Origin of the sequence: Polynucleobacter sp. es-GGE-1 (genome assembly GCF_018882005.1) — a bacterium.
Classification (GTDB): Bacteria; Pseudomonadota; Gammaproteobacteria; order Burkholderiales; family Burkholderiaceae; genus Polynucleobacter.
The window spans coordinates 16,887-33,110 of sequence record NZ_JACVPE010000007.1 but is presented as its reverse complement, the minus strand read 5'-3'; the positions used below and the strand labels follow the sequence as shown (position 1 = coordinate 33,110).

Here is a 16,224-nt window from a genome sequence, read left to right as displayed (position 1 = left end):
TTTACGAAAACTTCTTTTCTAATGCATCGTAGTCTTCTTTTTTCACAACGCTTTGGCGCTCTGCAAAAGTGGCTACTAATGCAGAGTCTTCTTTGAGCTCACCAGTTTTCTTGAGATGCTCTAAGGCATTGCTCATACCGCGGACTGCGCCCTGCAAAGTAGCGTTAGCGTAAAGCACGATTCCAAAACCCATTGCAGCGAGGTCTTTGGCTGGCAATGATGGTGTTTTACCACCAATGACAATATTAATCAGCTGTGGGCAATATGTTTGTGCTGCGATGAGTTTCATTTCTTCTACGCTCTCTGGTGCCTCAATGAATGTCATATCTGCACCAGCTTGCGCATAGCTTTGCGCTCGTTCGAGTGCATCTTCAAACCCATAAACAGATCTAGCATCGGTTCTGGCGATGATTAAAAAATCATCGTGGGTGCGCGCATCGACTGCAGCTTTAATCTTGCCGCACATCTCTTCTTTGCTAATGATCGTTTTACCTGCAAAGTGGCCGCAACGCTTAGGCATGGCTTGATCTTCGATTTGCACCGCATTCGCACCTGCACGCTCGAGCACTTTAATAGTGTGATGAACATTGACTGCATTCCCAAAGCCAACATCAATGTCCACAATGAGAGGAAGTCGAATCACATCTCGAATGGCAGCCGTGTGCGCCGCAACATCATTCAAGCCAATAAAGCCCAGATCCGGAACACCATAGAACTGATTGGTGAGACCTGCCCCACTGAGATAGACTGCCTCAAAGCCAGCATCTTCAATCACTCTAGCAGCTAGGGCATTGCCCGCTCCTGGCACTAGCAAGCCTCTTCTCTCATTAATTAGCTTGCGCAACCTCGTACCTAAGTGCATTGGGCCATCTTGCTGCGGCATGGTAGTCTCCTTTTTACAGAATTATAAGGATGAACCGAGAGACAGATGCAAGAAAAACAGGTCGTCACTGGAATTGATTGCCACGCTCACGTCATGGCGGTGGACCTTCCTTTGGCTCCTGAAATCCATTCTCGCCCGATGCGCGATGTCAGCGCTGAAGAATATCTTTCTGTTTTGGGTGCGCATGGCATTTCTCATGGGGTACTAACAGCGCCCAGTTTTTATGGTTCTAACAACACCCTCTTATTAGAAGCACTCCGTCGCTACCCCAATACACTCCTTGGCACGATCATCGCCGATCCAAGTTTGCCTAAATCTGATTTAGAGCGCCAATTGCTATCGATGCGAGAGCTTGGTGTTGTAGGTATTCGTCTTAACTGGATTAAAAAGAAATCTATTCCCGATATCGATAGCTCTGAATATCGAACCTTACTGGGTTTAGCAAAAGACCTTGGTCTGCATATCGAGTTATTTTTAGAGGATCACCTGCAGGCATATGTCGTTCCTCAAATTTTGGCAAGCGGCGCTACTGTGGTTCTGGATCACTTTGGCAATCCTGATCCAAAACTCGGCATTCATAGTCCCTCCTTTCAGAATACTTTGCGAGGTCTTGATACTGGCAAGCTATGGGTCAAGCTTTCTGCGCCATATCGCTTAGGCTATTTAGATGGCGTTAGCATTGAGCCCTACATCGATGCTTTGATCGCAGCAAATCCAAAACAATTGGTCTGGGCTAGCGATTGGCCCTGGCTTAGCCATGAAAATTTATTTACTTATACTGATTGCATCGACTGGATTCAGTCAGCAGTTGACGATCCGGCAATTTGGGAAGATATTTTCATCAATAACCCTAAAACGCTTTTTCATTTTTAGACTAGGACACTCCTATGTGCCACTCTCTCCTTCAAAAAATTACTAAATGTCTATTTGGTCTGAGCGCTATCTGTTTATTGCAAAGCCCATTATCTGCACAAACAGTGACTAAATTGATTGTGCCTACTGCACCTGGCGGCGGTACTGATGCACTTTTTAGAGTAGTGTCAAAAGATGCGCAGCGTTTTATCGGTGGACCAATCAGTATTCAGAACGTTCCTGGTGCAGGCGGCACGATTGGTCTTGCCCAAGTAGTGAACTCTGCGCCTGATGGCTATACGCTTGCTGGCGTGTGGCCTTCACCGGTGACAGTGGTTCCACAGACCAGTAAAGCACCCTACACCCCAAGTGACTATATTCCGGTGATTCAGCTCTCTACTGCGCCTTATATCTTTTGTGTGCGCCCTGACTTTCCGGCAAATGATGGTAAATCCTTGATGGAAGAGCTGCGTAAGAATCCTAAAAAATATACCTACGGCACTGATGGCCTAGGTGGCCCAGCACAGCTAGCTGCTGAGCGCATTTTTAGACCACAGAATATTGAAGCGGTTGATGTTCCCTACAAAGGCGCTGGTGAAACTATTATTGGTTTCTTATCCAATCAGATTGATATTTATGTGGGTTCTATTCCACCGGTAATACAACATGCCAATATTGGCAAGGCGAAATGTCTCTTAGTTTCCTCTGTGAACAGAAATGCACAGTTTCCTAACGCAAGCTCATTAAAAGATATTGGTCTTGCAAAAGAAGAGACTTTGCTTTGGCGCATTATCTTAGCCCCTAAAGGCACTAAACCTGAACGCATCAATCAAATTGTTCAGGCTTATAGCAAGGCAATGAAAGAGTCTGACACATTGCGCTATTTAGATGAAGTTGGTGAGTCCTCTGCAATCTTAACTGGCAAAGAACTACAAGATAAACTCAATCAAGAGTACGCCGCATTTAGCCAGATCGCGAAGACCTTGAATATGCGTTAAGCTAATTCTTGGCGTCGCTGTTTCGCGACCTCTTGTAGTCTTAAGCAATCAGGGTTAGGTGTTCCATCCTCGTTGAGGATATTAAATTCTCGGCAAGGACTGGGACGCTGCTCATAGATAGAGCAACGCCAGCCTTCTGCTTGGGTATGTCGTAGCGCGACACAAGGCGCTCCACCTTTTTCCGTGCCCTTCATGCAGGCTAAGTGGTCTGTAAGCTTTGTTGTCAGCTCTCCTGGAACGGCTCCAGCATCATTACCTGCGATTTCTCCATGGTAAAAACTCACCCGAAAGTGCTGACAGCATTGGCCACATTCAAAGCAGGGATTGGCATCCTTAGACAGTTGATTCTCAAGAGTCATAGTCGCTTACCAACTACTTTCACTTTGATCGCTGTCGTTTTTTGACAATGATTTTGAGTTTTATACAAAATTTTCTACTTTTTGATAGACATGTCATCACAGTTTACTCAGACTTCGCACAAGCATTAGATCTGCGGAGCGAAATACTGATTGGTTTACCGCTTGTTTTTAGATTGCTCCTCAGTCTTTGGGTCAAAAACCTAACAACGCTAGGAGGTAATGATGCGGATTCACCACTATCACTCTGAAGATGATGACTATTTTAATGAGTACGCCGACACCATTAAATATGACGCTTTAAAAGACCGGCTGCATTGGCAACATAAGACGCGTAAAGACATCCTATTAGATTATCGTTTTTACGATGATGATTGTGACTTTGATTACTAATGCAGTCATTATGCAAAGTCTAAAAAGAATTAGGGAATAAGGAGTTCTTTTTTGCATTAACTCATCAATCATTTATTCCTACAAGCAAATCAGTAATTTCTGATGTAATATATGTATCAATATTGGTACGCTATTGGGATGAAAACTCCAATCCTAGATGTGTACTTTTTTGCTTCCGATACAAGTAATGAACCAGTTAGGGAGTGGTTAAAAGCACTATCTACTAAAGATAAGAAAATAATGGGTGAAGATCTTAAAACTGTTCAATTTGGTTGGCCTCTTGGCATGCCTCTAGTGCGATATGTTGATAACGATATTTGGGAGGTTCGAAGCAAGTTGAGTAGTGGTATTGCCAGAGTGTTATTTGTTTTGGATGGTGACGCCATGGTTTTGATCCATGCATTTATAAAAAAGCAACGGAAGACTCCAAAACCAGATTTAGATCTAGCAAAGTCCAGAGTTAAGCAGTTAAGGAAACGTTTATGAAGAAAAAAAATATTGGCAGTAAGTTTGACGATTTCCTAAGGGAGGAGTCCCTTCTTGAGGAATCGACTGCTATTGCAGTGAAACGCGTTATAGCGTGGCAAATAGAGCGAGAAATGGAAAAACAAAATCTCACTAAAACATCCATGGCTAAGAAAATGCATACTAGCCGTGCAGCCCTAAATCGCCTACTTGATGAGAGCGATACCAGCCTGACACTCATTACGCTTGCTAGTGCGGCGACTGCCCTGGGAAAGATTATTAAGTTTGAACTGAAGGCTGCCTAAAAGAGCAAGGGAATAAGGAATCCGTGATTTCCTTATTCCCCTTCTACCTACTGCATTTACTATCTTTTACTGATATCTGCGATTAAATACTTGCTTTGTTTCACCCTCATGACGCTTGGTGTTTTTCAACACAGCGCAATAAGACAGAATCATGATCACGGCCAATGAGATGCCATTAAAGTTGTTCATTAGATTGCTCAATGTTTCCATTTGTTTTCTCCTTGTTTGCTATTTAATTTGCTGCTATGTATTCAGATTAGTGGTTCAAAAGCTCACGAAATGAGCTAGTAATCAATACTTAGTTTTACTGTTGTTTTTCATCTCTTTTTCTTAACGAGCTACTGGTAATTCATCCCACTGGGTGGTGTAGTTTGGTGACTTGTTTCCTGAGCGCATTTGCCATACTTGCTTGCTACCGTTTGTACCGGCAGCTGCAGATCTGACTACCGCATTACCAAAACGAGTATTGATCTGGTCCATAGCTTTCATCAGGTGTGCAGACTTACCTTTACTTTCTATATCTTCAAAGAGGGATTGCTGAATCGTTGGCTTATCGCTAATCAGATTAAGAATGACGCCCGCCTTCTTGTAACGAAAGTTCGGCTGATAAATTTGTTGAAGGCCTACCAGTGCTGCATTGGTTAACGTCAGCGTGTTATCTGTTGCATCTGATAGTGGAATCGTGACACTTTGATGATGCTGTGGCTCATGTTGCTTAAACGGATTTGTCTGAATAAATACTGTGAGCGCGCCCGTCACACTATCTTGGTTTCTTAACTTCTCTGCTGCCCGCGCTGCATGGGTGGCGACGGATTGGGCCAGCTCTGCCTGACTCGTGACCAACTTACCAAAGCTGCGGGAGGCAATGATTTGTTGTTTGGTTGGCGCCACTTCTTCTAGCCTGAGACAAGAGACACCTCGCAGTTCATAACAAAGGCGCTCCATCACCACACCAAACTGCTGACGCATTGCCTGTGGTGAAGCTTGCAAGAGATCGAACACGCTATGAATATGTTGTGCTTTGAGTTTCTTGGCAATTTGCCTGCCGATACCCCACACCTCACCTACCTCAGTCTCACTCATCCACTGATAGAGCTCTTCTTTATTCATGGCATTGACATCACACACACCGGAAAACTGTTTGTGTTTTTTAGCTAAGTGATTGGCCAGCTTAGCCAAGGTCTTACTCGCGCCAATCCCAACACATACTGGCAAGCCAGTGGTGTCTTTGACCTGCTGTTTAATCTTTTGACCTAACTCAATCGTGTCTTGATATGGTTTTAAGACAGTCTCAATTTGCAAGAAACTCTCATCGATACTGTAAACCTCAAGATGAGGTGTAAAGCTGCGCAATACTTGCACTACGCGGTTACTCATATCACCGTATAAAGTGTAATTTGATGAGTAAGCTTGAATGCCATGCTTTTTTGCCAGATCTTGCATCTGAAACCAAGGTGTTCCCATCTTTACACCTAAGGCCTTGACTTCGGCACTGCGCGCTACCGCGCAACCATCATTGTTTGAGAGCACCACCATCGGCACTTCTTCTAACTTAGGCTGAAACACCCGTTCGCAAGAAACATAGAAGTTATTCACATCGACTAAGGCGAATAAGGAGTTTGATGGTGAATAGGTACTCATTGCTTACTCCCTTTGCTATATCTTGTGCTGGCATTGCTGTACTTACGCACGACGCCAACGACGACACCCCAGATTTGCAACTCACTACCTTCACTAAAGGTGATGGGTTGATAGTTGGGGTTTTCAGGTTGAAGTTCAATGCGGCCACGTAATTGATAGAGGCGCTTGATGGTGTATTCACCATCTACCACTGCTACCACGATGTCTTTGTGTTTTGGTTTGAGGGCTTTATCCACAACTACCTTATCGCCATCGCAAATCCCCGCGCCCAGCATCGAATCCCCCTTCACAGTGAACATGAAGGTGGCTGGTTTGTTTTGTACTAGGTAATGATTGAGATCTAAGCCATCCTCAGCGTAATCTGCCGCTGGACTGGGGAACCCAGCAGAAATCCGATGACTCAGGAGCTTGAACTCATAGGCGGCAAAATGACCAGCTAAGGCTTGTGGGGCCTGGCTAAGGGTTACTTTTGGGGAGCTCATTTGTTGCGTCATAGTCGTTAATATACTGTATGTTTATACAGTATATGTAAAAACCGTAAAAATGAGGTGGTTTTTGTTGTTTTGGGGCTATGGGCGCCATTTCACCCCTCTTTTTATGGGCATACCCGAGTTCACCCTAAGGAAACTTAGGGGCAAGCGATTGCATAATGGCTCTAGAAGTTACTGCTGAAGTAGCTTATATAAAAAACAGTAGGAGACACATGAAGACGTACAAAATTGCATCTATTCCAGGCGATGGAATTGGCAAAGAAGTTATTCCTGAATGCGAAAAGGTTTTAAACGCTTTAAGCAAAAAACATCCTGAAGTCGCTTTTGAATTTGAGCACTTCGATTGGGGTGGTGACTACTACCGTAAGCACGGCATCATGATGCCCGAGGATGGTCTTGATCCTTTACGCTCCAAAGATGCCATCTTGTTTGGCTCAGCTGGCGACCCAAAGATTCCGGATCACATTACGCTGTGGGGATTGCGTTTAAAGATTTGCCAAGGCTTTGATCAATATGCGAACGTGCGCCCTACTCGCATTCTGCCTGGTATTGAAACTCCGCTACGCAATTGCAAACCGGATCAACTCGATTGGGTGATCGTGCGTGAGAACTCCGAAGGCGAATACTCTGGCTTAGGTGGCAGAGCACACCAAGGCCATCCGATTGAAGTGGCTTCCGATATGAGCATCCTCACCCGTGTTGGAGTTGAGCGTGTGCAACGTTACGCCTTTAAGTTAGCCCAGTCACGTCCTCGCAAGCATCTCACGGTGATTACTAAATCGAATGCGCAGCGCCACGGTATGGTGATGTGGGATGAGATCGCTAATATCGTGGCTAAAGATTTTCCAGACGTCACTTGGGATAAAGAATTAGTCGACGCTGCTACCGCACGCATGGTCAATCGCCCTGAGTCTTTAGACACCATTGTGGCGACTAACCTGCATGCTGATGTACTCAGTGACTTAGCTGCTGCACTTGCAGGTAGCTTAGGCATTGCACCCACCGGCAACATTGATCCAGAGCGTCGCTACCCTTCAATGTTTGAACCGATTCATGGCTCTGCCTTTGACATCATGGGTAAAGGTCTTGCTAATCCCATTGGCACCTTCTGGTCTGCCGTGATGATGCTCGACTTCTTGGGTGAAAAAACTTTAGGCGCCAAGTTAATGGCCGCCATTGAAAAGGTGACCGCTAATCCGAAGTTACATACTCGTGATTTAGGTGGCACCGCCATGATGAGTGATGTGACGAATGCTGTTATCAAGGAGATCTCTAAATGAAGTTGATTAAATTCATGAGTGCTTGTTTTATTTCGCTTGGATTGCTGTCGGGAGCAGGCGCCCAACCCTTCCCAGACAAAACGATTCAGTACATCATTCCCTTCCCACCTGCTGGGGAGTCTGACTTAGTAGCACGCTACCAAGCTGAGATCTCTGCCAAGAAATTTAAACAACCGATGGTGGTGATTAACCGTGCTGGTGCTGGTGGCGCTCTAGTATGGAGTGCTCTGAATACTTATCCTGCTGACGGCACTACGGTAGTGGGTGTCAATATTCCCCATACGATCTTGCAACCTCTGCAAGAAGGCATTCAGTACAAGACTGAAGACATTAATGCCATCTACTACTATCACTTCACGCCCGATGCCTTAATGGTTTCTGCAGATAGCCCTTACAAAACTTATCAAGAATTTATTGCGGCAGCTAAAAAAGAGCCTGGCAAGATGTCTTTAGCAGGCTCAGCCCAGTTCTCAGCGAACCACATGGCAGTGGAGCGTTTGAACAAACTGGCGGGCGTCAAAATCAATTACGTTCCTTTTAAAGGTACCGGTGATTTGATTACCGCTTTAATTGGGATGCACGTCGATGGTGCGATGGGTTACCTGCCATTAGCGATTCAGCAAAAAGGCAAAGTACGTACTCTTGCGATCGCCACTGAAAAACGCAACCCTGCGCTACCAGATGTGCCTACCTTTAAAGAACTGGGTCTGAACTGGGTTGACGGTGCTTATCGCGGCGTTGCTTTGCCAAAAGCCACGCCACTCGTCTTACAGCAAAAGATGTCTGACTACTTTGCGCAGCTCAATGCCGATCCTGAGACCAAAAAGAAACTGGAAGAGTCTGGATTTGTATTGGTAGATGTACCGTTAGCCAAGATGCCTGCTTTCATAAAAGAGAAAACGGCTCAAGCTATGGAAGATGCTAAGAACGCGGGCATGATTAAGTAAGGCTTGTTAGATATTAATGACTGTTGCTTCAAATAAAAACCACCGAGATTCGGTGGTTTTTTATTAGGCGCTTACTATTGCCATACTCCCATGTAATCAGACATCACTCATAAAGTCGCCACCACCGTCATCCCACGAACTAGAACCTCCATCATCCCAAGAGCTGGCGTCATTCACACCAAAGTTAGGATCTAAAGATGCGGGGCCACCAACTTGAGTGAGGTTCGGATTCGGGTTTGCACTGGAATGGCCGCCATCGTGACCGCCCATGAGATTATTTGCTAAGGCTTGACCAGCAACCATGCCAGCACCTAAAGCAGCGCCAGTAGCCAAGCTACCCATCAAGCCACTTCCCATGCCACCTGCAGCTGGAGCTCCAGGGTAGCCAGGACCACCTGGATAACCAGCAGGAGGACCACCTGGAGTGCCAGGGTAACCAGCGCTAGGTGCGTTGTAGACCTGCACAGCCTCAGCCTTACGACGTCTCATCACAATAATGATGCCTACTACCAAGATCGCAATCAAACCCCAAAAGATTGGATTGCTAAAAATTGAGCCTTGAGCAGCGGCAGGGCCTGCTGCACCACTAGCGAGTTGCACTTGGAGTTTTTGTACAGACTCCGGTTGAGCAAATGGCAATCCTGGCGCAAGATTTTCTGCTTTGACAAAGTGATTGCGTGCGGCATCGAGCTTACCTTCTTTGAGATAAAGCTCAGCAGCTACATAGTGCGCTTTGGCACTATTAGGATGGTTCTGCAAAACCTCTTTCATCATGGCATCAGCTTTAGCCAACTGCCCAGATTGCACGGCTTGATATATCTCTGGCAAAGATGCCTCAGCGAATACGGGATTGCTAGCAAGCAATACCGTAGCGGCAAATAAACCAGCAAGTACATTAATTAGATTACGCATTTTCATGATGACTCCTTATAGGATGTTTCTTGCGAATTTCATTATCCCTAGTTTCGGGATTTTTGCTATTCCCCTCCTATATGGGGGCTTTTGGGTGCAATTCAAGGGTCTTCACGGGCTATTTAGCCTAGCAAATTTCGTGGATCCTGCCCTCTGATGAAACTAAATAAGCCTTATTAGGCTTGTCCTTGCGGATACGACTTAACTCAGCCCGGTAGTTTTGGAGTTGCTCGCGATATTTTTCATACTTCTCAGTTCCCACTGCTGGAATGGTGAGCTTGTAATCGATAATGGCGATGTAGTCATCTAACTCGACCAAGCGATCCATGCGATAGCTCTTACCTTCTTTACTTGCAATATCTAACTCATTCCACGCGGCAATCCATTGACCTGAGGTCAGATACTTGCTGAGCTCTGGCGCTTCTAATACTGTCTGGGCGCGCTCGATCACTTTCTGGGCATGGGCTTGATCTATACCAAGCCAATTCATCACCTCTTGCTCGCTTGGCATCTGTGTTGCTCGTGCTTTAGTCGAGTCGGCAGTGACAAACTCCAACAGTTTATGAAAATGTGTACCTTCCTCTAAGATCTCTGGATCAGGTTCTGATGTTTGCTCACCTGCACCAGCAAATACTTCTACCGTGATGCCATCCTGAATATCACGTAGTAATTGAGCATGACTTTCTTGGGCCGGATTCCACTCCAAGACAAAATCTTCAACGGCACTTTCTGGAGCGCTCTTTGGTTTAACTGTTACATCTTTAGGCTTATCAACCTGATCCTGGTTAACTTGATAAATCGTTAACTCAGCATTATTGGCCTTGCCATACCAAGACGTTTTATCTAGACCATCGGGATTATTCTTAGTGGGTTTTTGGGCATCGCCACTAATCCATAAGCCTTGGCGAGCACGGGTCATCGCCACATAAAGTAAGTTCCAGTTTTCATTTTCACCAATACGCTTTTCTTCTTCGTTGATCTCAGCGCGAGGGCTAGTTAATGTTTTGGAAGTAAAGAGAGATAGATGGGAAGGACTCTCTTCTTCTGGCGCCCAATCAATCAATACCCCACTGTAGTCCACATTGGTATCGGTGTTATTGGTATCTAACATAATCACAAAAGGAGATTCCAATCCTTTTGCTCCATGGATCGTCATCAAGCGCACACGCTTATGGCGATCTTCTTCTGACATCTCACTTTCTTCATCAATGTCGACTAAATTGTCATCACTTGCCGCATCAACATCACCCTCATCAGGTGTTTCATCATCATCGCCACGACGCTTGGCATTAATTTCTTGAATAAAACGACTCAGGCTTGGGTATTGACCGCCATCTTGATTCAGCGCCACTTCCAAAAAGGCATCTAAGTTTGCCAATACCTGTGGACGATCAAGATCCTGACAGACGGCGGCGTATTTGAGGCGCACATCACCCTCTTGGTAAATACGATCTAATAAGTCATGCACTGGTAGACGCTCACCGAGTAAATGCCAGTGCTGGAGATAACGCGCTGCAAACTGTAATTTTGCATCCTGACTATCTTGCAGAGCATCCCACCAAGAACGATATTGACCTGATGTCATGGCAACAGCCAACTGCTGCATTTGCCTTTCAGTAAAGCCAAAGATGGGACAGCGCAATACTTGGGCTAATGGCAAATCATGACGCGGGGTCACCAGCACAGTTAATAAAGCAATCAGGTCATCGATCTCAAGTGTATTTAACAAACCACCTAAGCGCGAGCTCTCATACGCAAGGTCTGCTTCACGCAGCGCCCGCTCATATTGAGGTAAAAACTTACGGCGCTTGACCAATAAGAGGAAATCACTTGCTCTTGCCTCTCTCCAAAACTCTTTACCCCCCTCTTTGTCTACCACTTTACGGGTGGCGATAATTTCTTTAATGAGACGAGCAACCAATGCACCTTCTTGTTGACGCTGAACCACTGCAACCGTCTCGCTAGAGTCTGCAATCGCTTTATCAAAAGCACTGCCCTCTCGTACTGCTTCAACTTTTTCTGCATACGGTATTAAAGGAAGTAAATAAATCTCACCCTCTTTGGCATAAGTCTCTATGGGCAGATGGTCTGTTGGGCTAGACCACAGAGTTTCTTGTTTGGTATATGGATATTCTGGCGGAATCTGCTCACTCTGGAAGATCATATTGACCGCTGTATTAATTTGATCTGCATTACGACGTGTTTTATCTTGCTCTATGTAAGCTGCGCCTAGGTTCTGATGCAAAAACGCTCTTGCACTCACAAATAATCTTGGGTCCGCACGACGAAAACGATAAATCGATTGCTTAGGATCACCCACAATAAACACTTTAGGCTTCTCATCACCTTCGCTATAGCCTGCTAACCATGCTCGCAAAATTTGCCATTGCAATGGGTTGGTATCCTGAAACTCATCCACTAGGATTTGTTTATATTTAGCATCTAAGCGTGACTGTAGATAAGCAGCGTTAGCGGAATCATCCATTAGCATGCTCACGCCAATTTCTAAGTCATCGAAGTCACGCACGCGCATATTTTCTTTTGCGGCATTAGCGTGCGCCATCATCGATTGATTGAGCGCAAACCAGGCCTCGTTCATGGCAAAGACATCCTGCTCTGCCTGCCAGAGGAGATATTCCTCAAAAGTGTGACCCCAAGACTGCTTAAAGCTGATGTGTTCACTAACTCGGTCGGACATCCCTTCGTTATTTAAAAAGGTTTGTAATGCGCTCAAAGCGCTATCGTTGCCAGCTCGGTACTTCACTGGCTCTTTTGTTAAGAAGACACTTTGCAAGGTAGCAGCAATATCCATCACATTGCCGCTACGCTGCTTACATGCAATGGCTGGCAATAGATTAGGTAATAGCTTTTGATCATTTGTACTGCTATTCTTCAGGCAATGCGCTAAAAACTCCAGATCAGCTAATGCGCTTGGCGCATCCCACTGCGCAATTAATGGGTTAGGTAAATTGAGTTTGGGTAGCGTTTGCTTTAAACGCTCTATTGGACTATTACCGGTTTGTTTGCAATCCTTCGCAAAAAAACTCCATGCTCCCCTCTGTTTAAAGAGGCTGCTTCTTCCCATTAAAAGCTTTTGTGTCTCGTGTGAGCCAAGATGGTTCAGCAAGACGTCATAATGCGCCTTGAGTTCTGGTGTGAGATCACCCCACCAATCATCAAGACACTCTTCTTGCAGGCGCTTGGCGTCTTCACGCAACTTAAATCCTGGCTGAATCCCCAAGGACACCGGCGCTGCACCGAGTAATCTGCCAAACCAACCATGAAAGGTATCGATCACAATTGGCTGTGGGTTTGCTAGCACTTGCTCATAGAGCACTTTAGCCTTCGCTAAAGATTGCTCCGCTTGCTCTGGCTCCATACCTCTAGCGATGAGCTCCTTTATTAAAGGGGTGTCATCACTTTTTGAGAACTGCTCTAGCAATCCATATAAGCGATCACGCATCTCTTGTGCCGCTTTGCGTGTAAATGTTAATGCAAGAATCTCTTGAGGCTTAATACCATCAAGTAAGAGTCGCACCATTCTTGCTACGAGTAACCATGTCTTACCACTGCCGGCGCAGGCAGAAACAATGACTGAACGCTGGGGGTCACAGGCGAGCTTTTCTGAATAAGCTTGCTTCTCAGGAAGTATGTTCATCTGCGCATTGAGCTGCATATTTAGCGGATCACTCACCAGATCCCCTTTCTGCAAATACCCCGCGCTTCACAGTATTGACACACCCCTTCAGGCGCAAATGCTTGCATGGGCTTTTTAGCCCACAGTTGCTCTATATCTTCTGTGATTTGCTCAGAAAACTGCTGCATCATGGCTGGCATATCGACTACCTCTTGACCTCGTAATGCTTTGTGGTCACCCTTGGAAAGATCAGCTTTTAGCGCCACCCACTCTGCCTGCTGAACTACATGACCCGTGAGCTTATGATTTTCTTGCTCTTCGTTAGCAGCACGGGCATAGATCAATAATTGCGGGTCATCTAAAAGATGCTCCGCGCGTACTTTGACTCTCTCAAAGCGTTGATTTTTGTAATCAATCACTGAGGCCAGCGCGTTATCACCGACCTGTACGTCATAGCGATCTGCAAAGCCCTCAATGCGAATCGTTTTAGGAGCGCCTTCGGCATCTTTAAATGGTAGATCAAAGCCAACTTTGACTTCGCCGTCAAAATATTGCCAGCCCGCTTGCTCGCGTTGCAATTGCCAATCAATAAAACTTGGGATTTGTTTTTGCCAATCTCGCAATGTACCCATCACTCTGGCATCGCCTTCAATCAAAGTAGCAAACTCTTGTTCCGAATGAATGGTAAGACTCTTTTCCATCCAGGCGCGTCTTTGATCTTGATCTGTCTTGATGGCCGGATTGGTGTGTTCTTGAGTTTTCAGTGCTTGATAAAAACGCTTGAGTAATTTGTGCAAGGTCTGCCCTGCTAAGGAAGCATCAAAGCCCTCATCAAAACCTTTGTTCTTTCTTAAGCCCAATAAGCTACGCACGTAATAGCGATATGGACAATCGCGAAGAGCCTTATAGGCACTCGGACTGATCGATAAGGGCATGGGCAATGCTTCTTCAAAATGCGCAACCGCCATATCCATCGGACTAGATTGAAAGGCTCGCTTTTTGAGCTGTGTGGGAATAGCCTGCCATCTAAGCTGATTTTGTAAGCGCTGCAGCCATGCTGCTGGTCTCAGCGGCTCTCCGTTATTACTCTTACTTTGCCAAAGCAAATCAACCTTGGGGCATGACACTAACAGTTGAGAAAGATCTCGCGCCTGCTGCACAAACTGCATTGCAACGGTAGAAGTCTTTAAGAGTTGATTGAGCGCATCTGAAAAAAATAAGGGCGGCTCTGAGTACGCTGGCAGCTGCTGTTCATCACAACCTGCCACTACGACTGCTTCAAAGTCACGCAGACGCGTTGAGCTCAGTGGCAAGATGCTGAGAGTTGCCTGAGCTTCCTTGCCAACTTCTTGATAGCTTGCGCCTTCAATCACGGTTTTGAGCAAACTCAGCCACTCGCTTAAACGAATAGGTGCTGCTTGATACTGCGTCTTACTTAAATCAAATGTCTTGAGCACCTCTAATAGTTGCTTACCAGCAGAGTCTTGATGAAGGCTTTGTGCCATACCTGTATCTTGAAGATTGGTTTGCAACAGACTATAAGCCTGATTGCAATCAACCTTGAGCGTCAGCCATTCATGATGTCGCTCTCTGACAAACTGCAATAACTCCAATAAAGCAGCACTTGGCAAGTTGCTTGAAGTTTTGGCCGCATTTTCTTGCGCGCCTTCAATAGCTAGGTGGAAGGTTTTCCAACCAGACTCGGCCTTGCTTGCCACCAAGATATCTTCCAATTCTGCAATGAGTCCAGTGCAGGTATCTGGATCTCGGTTGAGAACTTTTCCAAGATCAAAAAAGGGATTCTGTAAAAACTCGAGTAATGCTTTTGCACTTGGTCCATCCTTAGGCGCTTTGATGAGCTCCAACCAACTATTTAAGGCTGCCGCTGCACGCGTTGTCGATAACTTCCAACCAGTCTCATCACGAATATTCAGTGCGGGACCCAATCTTGCCAGCAGTGCTCGCGCCCTTCTCGCCACTAAACGATCTTGCGCAACGAGTGCTAGCTTGGTCTTACCATCGATAAGATGTTGTTCAATAGTTTTAGCAGCGGCCCAAGCCAGTTCTTCGAAGCGTTTCGCTGAGATCAGACGCCACGCTTTGCTTTGTGTGCGTTTGGCATTGCTTAATGCCTGAGCCTTTGCCTGCACTTCAATGCAAATCGCTTCTGACCACAAGCCCACATCGCGCCAATCCATCTTGACCTCTACAACGGGCGCATATTGGGCATACTCACTCAGTAAGTTGCTAATAATCTCTTGGTCAATTGGCGTGGGATCGGCAGTCTCTACCCAAATGAGAGGTCTTGCTTGATTTACTTCTTGAGCGGCTGCGATAGCTTCAAGGTGTGCCACCATTGCAAACTGATTCCGAAATACTGGATCGCTCATGCTCGCGGTATAGCGCCAGAAGGTGAGCAAGACTTTGGTTTCTTGATCAACCACCTTTCGCGCCATCCCGGAATAGACTTTGGCAACGGTCATATCCAATAATGCTTGCGCTTGATCACCCCAGACTTCACCAATATTGCTCTGCTTAGCTTGATCCTCTTGCATCAATGCATGGAATTGTTTTTGTAATTGTGGGAACACTGCTTTGGATAAGGTGTCGCATGCTTCCACAATCGCTTGCGCTAACCCCCATGCGCCAGTTTCACTCTCCGCTTTAAACCACGCTTGCAATTCTGGATGTTTACGCAAAGTGGTGTAGACACCCAGCCATCTCTCTAAATCCGTTTGTTTTTTTGGAAATTTCCATGCGCCTGGCGCTGCTTCCAACCAATCGGCAAAACTAATCACTTGCGGCAAGAATGCAATCTCGGGATCGAGATTTTGCGGTCGATATTTTTCAAGTGCTGCCCTCACTCCGATGAGGGGACCTGCAGTGCTGAGTACCACTAAGGGGCGCTGCTGGGTTTGCGCCGCACCATCCCAAATACCCCTTGCTAACTGTTCCAGCGCAGTAGCATCAGGCGTGATGGCCCATGGCTGCACTTGCTTTTGATCGGAAATTGTCGGGAATGGGTGAAGCATGAATGGAGTAATTTATCTATTTTGAGCAGAAT

15 protein-coding genes are annotated in these 16,224 nt (G+C 45.9%); 7 read left to right on the top strand and 8 right to left on the bottom strand.

Annotated features, from left to right (window positions below):
* Position 1: 1 nt before the first annotated feature.
* Positions 2 to 862: an oxaloacetate decarboxylase gene (locus tag ICN35_RS06600; RefSeq protein ID WP_216125991.1), complete on the bottom strand. Its 861-nt coding sequence runs from the start codon at positions 860 to 862 to the stop codon at positions 2 to 4.
* A gap of 66 nt (positions 863 to 928) precedes the next feature.
* On the opposite strand from ICN35_RS06600, the gene ICN35_RS06595 reads away from it, so the two are divergent.
* Positions 929 to 1,756 carry an amidohydrolase gene (locus ICN35_RS06595; protein ID WP_216125497.1) on the top strand — a complete coding sequence of 276 codons (828 nt, stop codon included), beginning with the start codon at positions 929 to 931 and terminating at the stop codon, positions 1,754 to 1,756.
* Between the two features lie 14 nt (positions 1,757 to 1,770).
* The gene (locus ICN35_RS06590) at positions 1,771 to 2,733 is read left to right on the top strand and encodes a tripartite tricarboxylate transporter substrate binding protein (protein ID WP_216125495.1); all 963 of its coding nucleotides are present in this window, start codon (positions 1,771 to 1,773) and stop codon (positions 2,731 to 2,733) included.
* Here the strand turns inward: ICN35_RS06590 and ICN35_RS06585 are convergent.
* Positions 2,730 to 3,092: a YkgJ family cysteine cluster protein gene (locus ICN35_RS06585; RefSeq protein ID WP_216125494.1), complete on the bottom strand. Its 363-nt coding sequence runs from the start codon at positions 3,090 to 3,092 to the stop codon at positions 2,730 to 2,732. The two genes, ICN35_RS06590 and ICN35_RS06585, sit on opposite strands and share 4 nt — an antisense overlap.
* A 222-nt stretch (positions 3,093 to 3,314) precedes the next feature.
* Here ICN35_RS06585 and ICN35_RS06580 point away from each other — a divergent pair, with 222 nt between their 5' ends.
* The 3 genes from ICN35_RS06580 (at position 3,315) to ICN35_RS06570 (ending at position 4,252) form a co-directional block, all read left to right on the top strand.
* Entirely contained in the window at positions 3,315 to 3,482 is a 168-nt protein-coding gene (locus tag ICN35_RS06580; RefSeq protein WP_215318271.1) for a hypothetical protein, read from the top strand.
* Between the two features lie 138 nt (positions 3,483 to 3,620).
* On the top strand, positions 3,621 to 3,968 hold the full coding sequence (locus ICN35_RS06575; RefSeq protein ID WP_216125492.1) for a type II toxin-antitoxin system RelE/ParE family toxin: 348 nt from the start codon (positions 3,621 to 3,623) through the stop codon (positions 3,966 to 3,968).
* Complete coding sequence (locus tag ICN35_RS06570; protein WP_216125490.1) at positions 3,965 to 4,252, top strand: XRE family transcriptional regulator; 288 nt, start codon at positions 3,965 to 3,967, stop codon at positions 4,250 to 4,252. Before ICN35_RS06575 ends, ICN35_RS06570 begins: the two co-directional genes overlap by 4 nt.
* Before the next feature lie 66 nt (positions 4,253 to 4,318).
* Here ICN35_RS06570 and ICN35_RS06565 read toward each other — a convergent pair whose 3' ends face one another.
* From ICN35_RS06565 to ICN35_RS06555, 3 genes are all read right to left on the bottom strand, one after another.
* On the bottom strand, positions 4,319 to 4,462 hold the full coding sequence (locus tag ICN35_RS06565) for a hypothetical protein (RefSeq protein WP_216125488.1): 144 nt from the start codon (positions 4,460 to 4,462) through the stop codon (positions 4,319 to 4,321).
* A gap of 120 nt (positions 4,463 to 4,582) precedes the next feature.
* Positions 4,583 to 5,893, bottom strand: a complete 1,311-nt coding sequence (locus ICN35_RS06560; RefSeq protein ID WP_216125486.1) for a Y-family DNA polymerase — start codon at positions 5,891 to 5,893, stop codon at positions 4,583 to 4,585.
* Positions 5,890 to 6,375, bottom strand: a complete 486-nt coding sequence (locus ICN35_RS06555) for a LexA family transcriptional regulator (RefSeq protein ID WP_215320889.1) — start codon at positions 6,373 to 6,375, stop codon at positions 5,890 to 5,892. The genes ICN35_RS06560 and ICN35_RS06555 overlap by 4 nt, the downstream gene beginning before the upstream one ends.
* Before the next feature lie 221 nt (positions 6,376 to 6,596).
* On the opposite strand from ICN35_RS06555, the gene ICN35_RS06550 reads away from it, so the two are divergent.
* Together ICN35_RS06550 and ICN35_RS06545 are read left to right on the top strand one after the other, a co-directional pair.
* A complete protein-coding gene (locus ICN35_RS06550; RefSeq protein WP_216125484.1) occupies positions 6,597 to 7,664 on the top strand; it encodes a tartrate dehydrogenase in 1,068 nt (355 codons plus the stop codon).
* Entirely contained in the window at positions 7,661 to 8,611 is a 951-nt protein-coding gene (locus ICN35_RS06545) for a tripartite tricarboxylate transporter substrate binding protein (RefSeq protein WP_215295041.1), read from the top strand. Before ICN35_RS06550 ends, ICN35_RS06545 begins: the two co-directional genes overlap by 4 nt.
* A 96-nt stretch (positions 8,612 to 8,707) precedes the next feature.
* Here the strand turns inward: ICN35_RS06545 and ICN35_RS06540 are convergent, their stop codons facing one another.
* From ICN35_RS06540 to ICN35_RS06530, 3 genes are all read right to left on the bottom strand, one after another.
* Positions 8,708 to 9,529 carry a M48 family metallopeptidase gene (locus ICN35_RS06540; protein WP_216125482.1) on the bottom strand — a complete coding sequence of 274 codons (822 nt, stop codon included), beginning with the start codon at positions 9,527 to 9,529 and terminating at the stop codon, positions 8,708 to 8,710.
* A 121-nt stretch (positions 9,530 to 9,650) separates the two neighbouring features.
* Positions 9,651 to 13,217, bottom strand: a complete 3,567-nt coding sequence (locus tag ICN35_RS06535; protein WP_370625665.1) for a UvrD-helicase domain-containing protein — start codon at positions 13,215 to 13,217, stop codon at positions 9,651 to 9,653.
* Positions 13,214 to 16,192 (bottom strand): PD-(D/E)XK nuclease family protein, encoded by a 2,979-nt coding sequence (locus tag ICN35_RS06530; RefSeq protein WP_216125473.1) that lies wholly within the window; start codon positions 16,190 to 16,192, stop codon positions 13,214 to 13,216. The genes ICN35_RS06535 and ICN35_RS06530 overlap by 4 nt, the downstream gene beginning before the upstream one ends.
* Positions 16,193 to 16,224 lie beyond the last annotated feature (32 nt).

What these genes read in the sequence shown, in the direction of transcription:
- ICN35_RS06600 (WP_216125991.1), bottom strand. Translation starts at nt 862, where the DNA reads ATGCACTTAGGTACGAGGTTGCGCAAGCTAATTAATGAGAGAAGAGGC.
- ICN35_RS06595 (WP_216125497.1), top strand. Translation starts at nt 929, where the DNA reads ATGCAAGAAAAACAGGTCGTCACTGGAATTGATTGCCACGCTCACGTC.
- ICN35_RS06590 (WP_216125495.1), top strand. Translation starts at nt 1,771, where the DNA reads ATGTGCCACTCTCTCCTTCAAAAAATTACTAAATGTCTATTTGGTCTG.
- ICN35_RS06585 (WP_216125494.1), bottom strand. Translation starts at nt 3,092, where the DNA reads ATGACTCTTGAGAATCAACTGTCTAAGGATGCCAATCCCTGCTTTGAA.
- ICN35_RS06580 (WP_215318271.1), top strand. Translation starts at nt 3,315, where the DNA reads ATGCGGATTCACCACTATCACTCTGAAGATGATGACTATTTTAATGAG.
- ICN35_RS06575 (WP_216125492.1), top strand. Translation starts at nt 3,621, where the DNA reads ATGAAAACTCCAATCCTAGATGTGTACTTTTTTGCTTCCGATACAAGT.
- ICN35_RS06570 (WP_216125490.1), top strand. Translation starts at nt 3,965, where the DNA reads ATGAAGAAAAAAAATATTGGCAGTAAGTTTGACGATTTCCTAAGGGAG.
- ICN35_RS06565 (WP_216125488.1), bottom strand. Translation starts at nt 4,462, where the DNA reads ATGGAAACATTGAGCAATCTAATGAACAACTTTAATGGCATCTCATTG.
- ICN35_RS06560 (WP_216125486.1), bottom strand. Translation starts at nt 5,893, where the DNA reads ATGAGTACCTATTCACCATCAAACTCCTTATTCGCCTTAGTCGATGTG.
- ICN35_RS06555 (WP_215320889.1), bottom strand. Translation starts at nt 6,375, where the DNA reads ATGAGCTCCCCAAAAGTAACCCTTAGCCAGGCCCCACAAGCCTTAGCT.
- ICN35_RS06550 (WP_216125484.1), top strand. Translation starts at nt 6,597, where the DNA reads ATGAAGACGTACAAAATTGCATCTATTCCAGGCGATGGAATTGGCAAA.
- ICN35_RS06545 (WP_215295041.1), top strand. Translation starts at nt 7,661, where the DNA reads ATGAAGTTGATTAAATTCATGAGTGCTTGTTTTATTTCGCTTGGATTG.
- ICN35_RS06540 (WP_216125482.1), bottom strand. Translation starts at nt 9,529, where the DNA reads ATGAAAATGCGTAATCTAATTAATGTACTTGCTGGTTTATTTGCCGCT.
- ICN35_RS06530 (WP_216125473.1), bottom strand. Translation starts at nt 16,192, where the DNA reads ATGCTTCACCCATTCCCGACAATTTCCGATCAAAAGCAAGTGCAGCCA.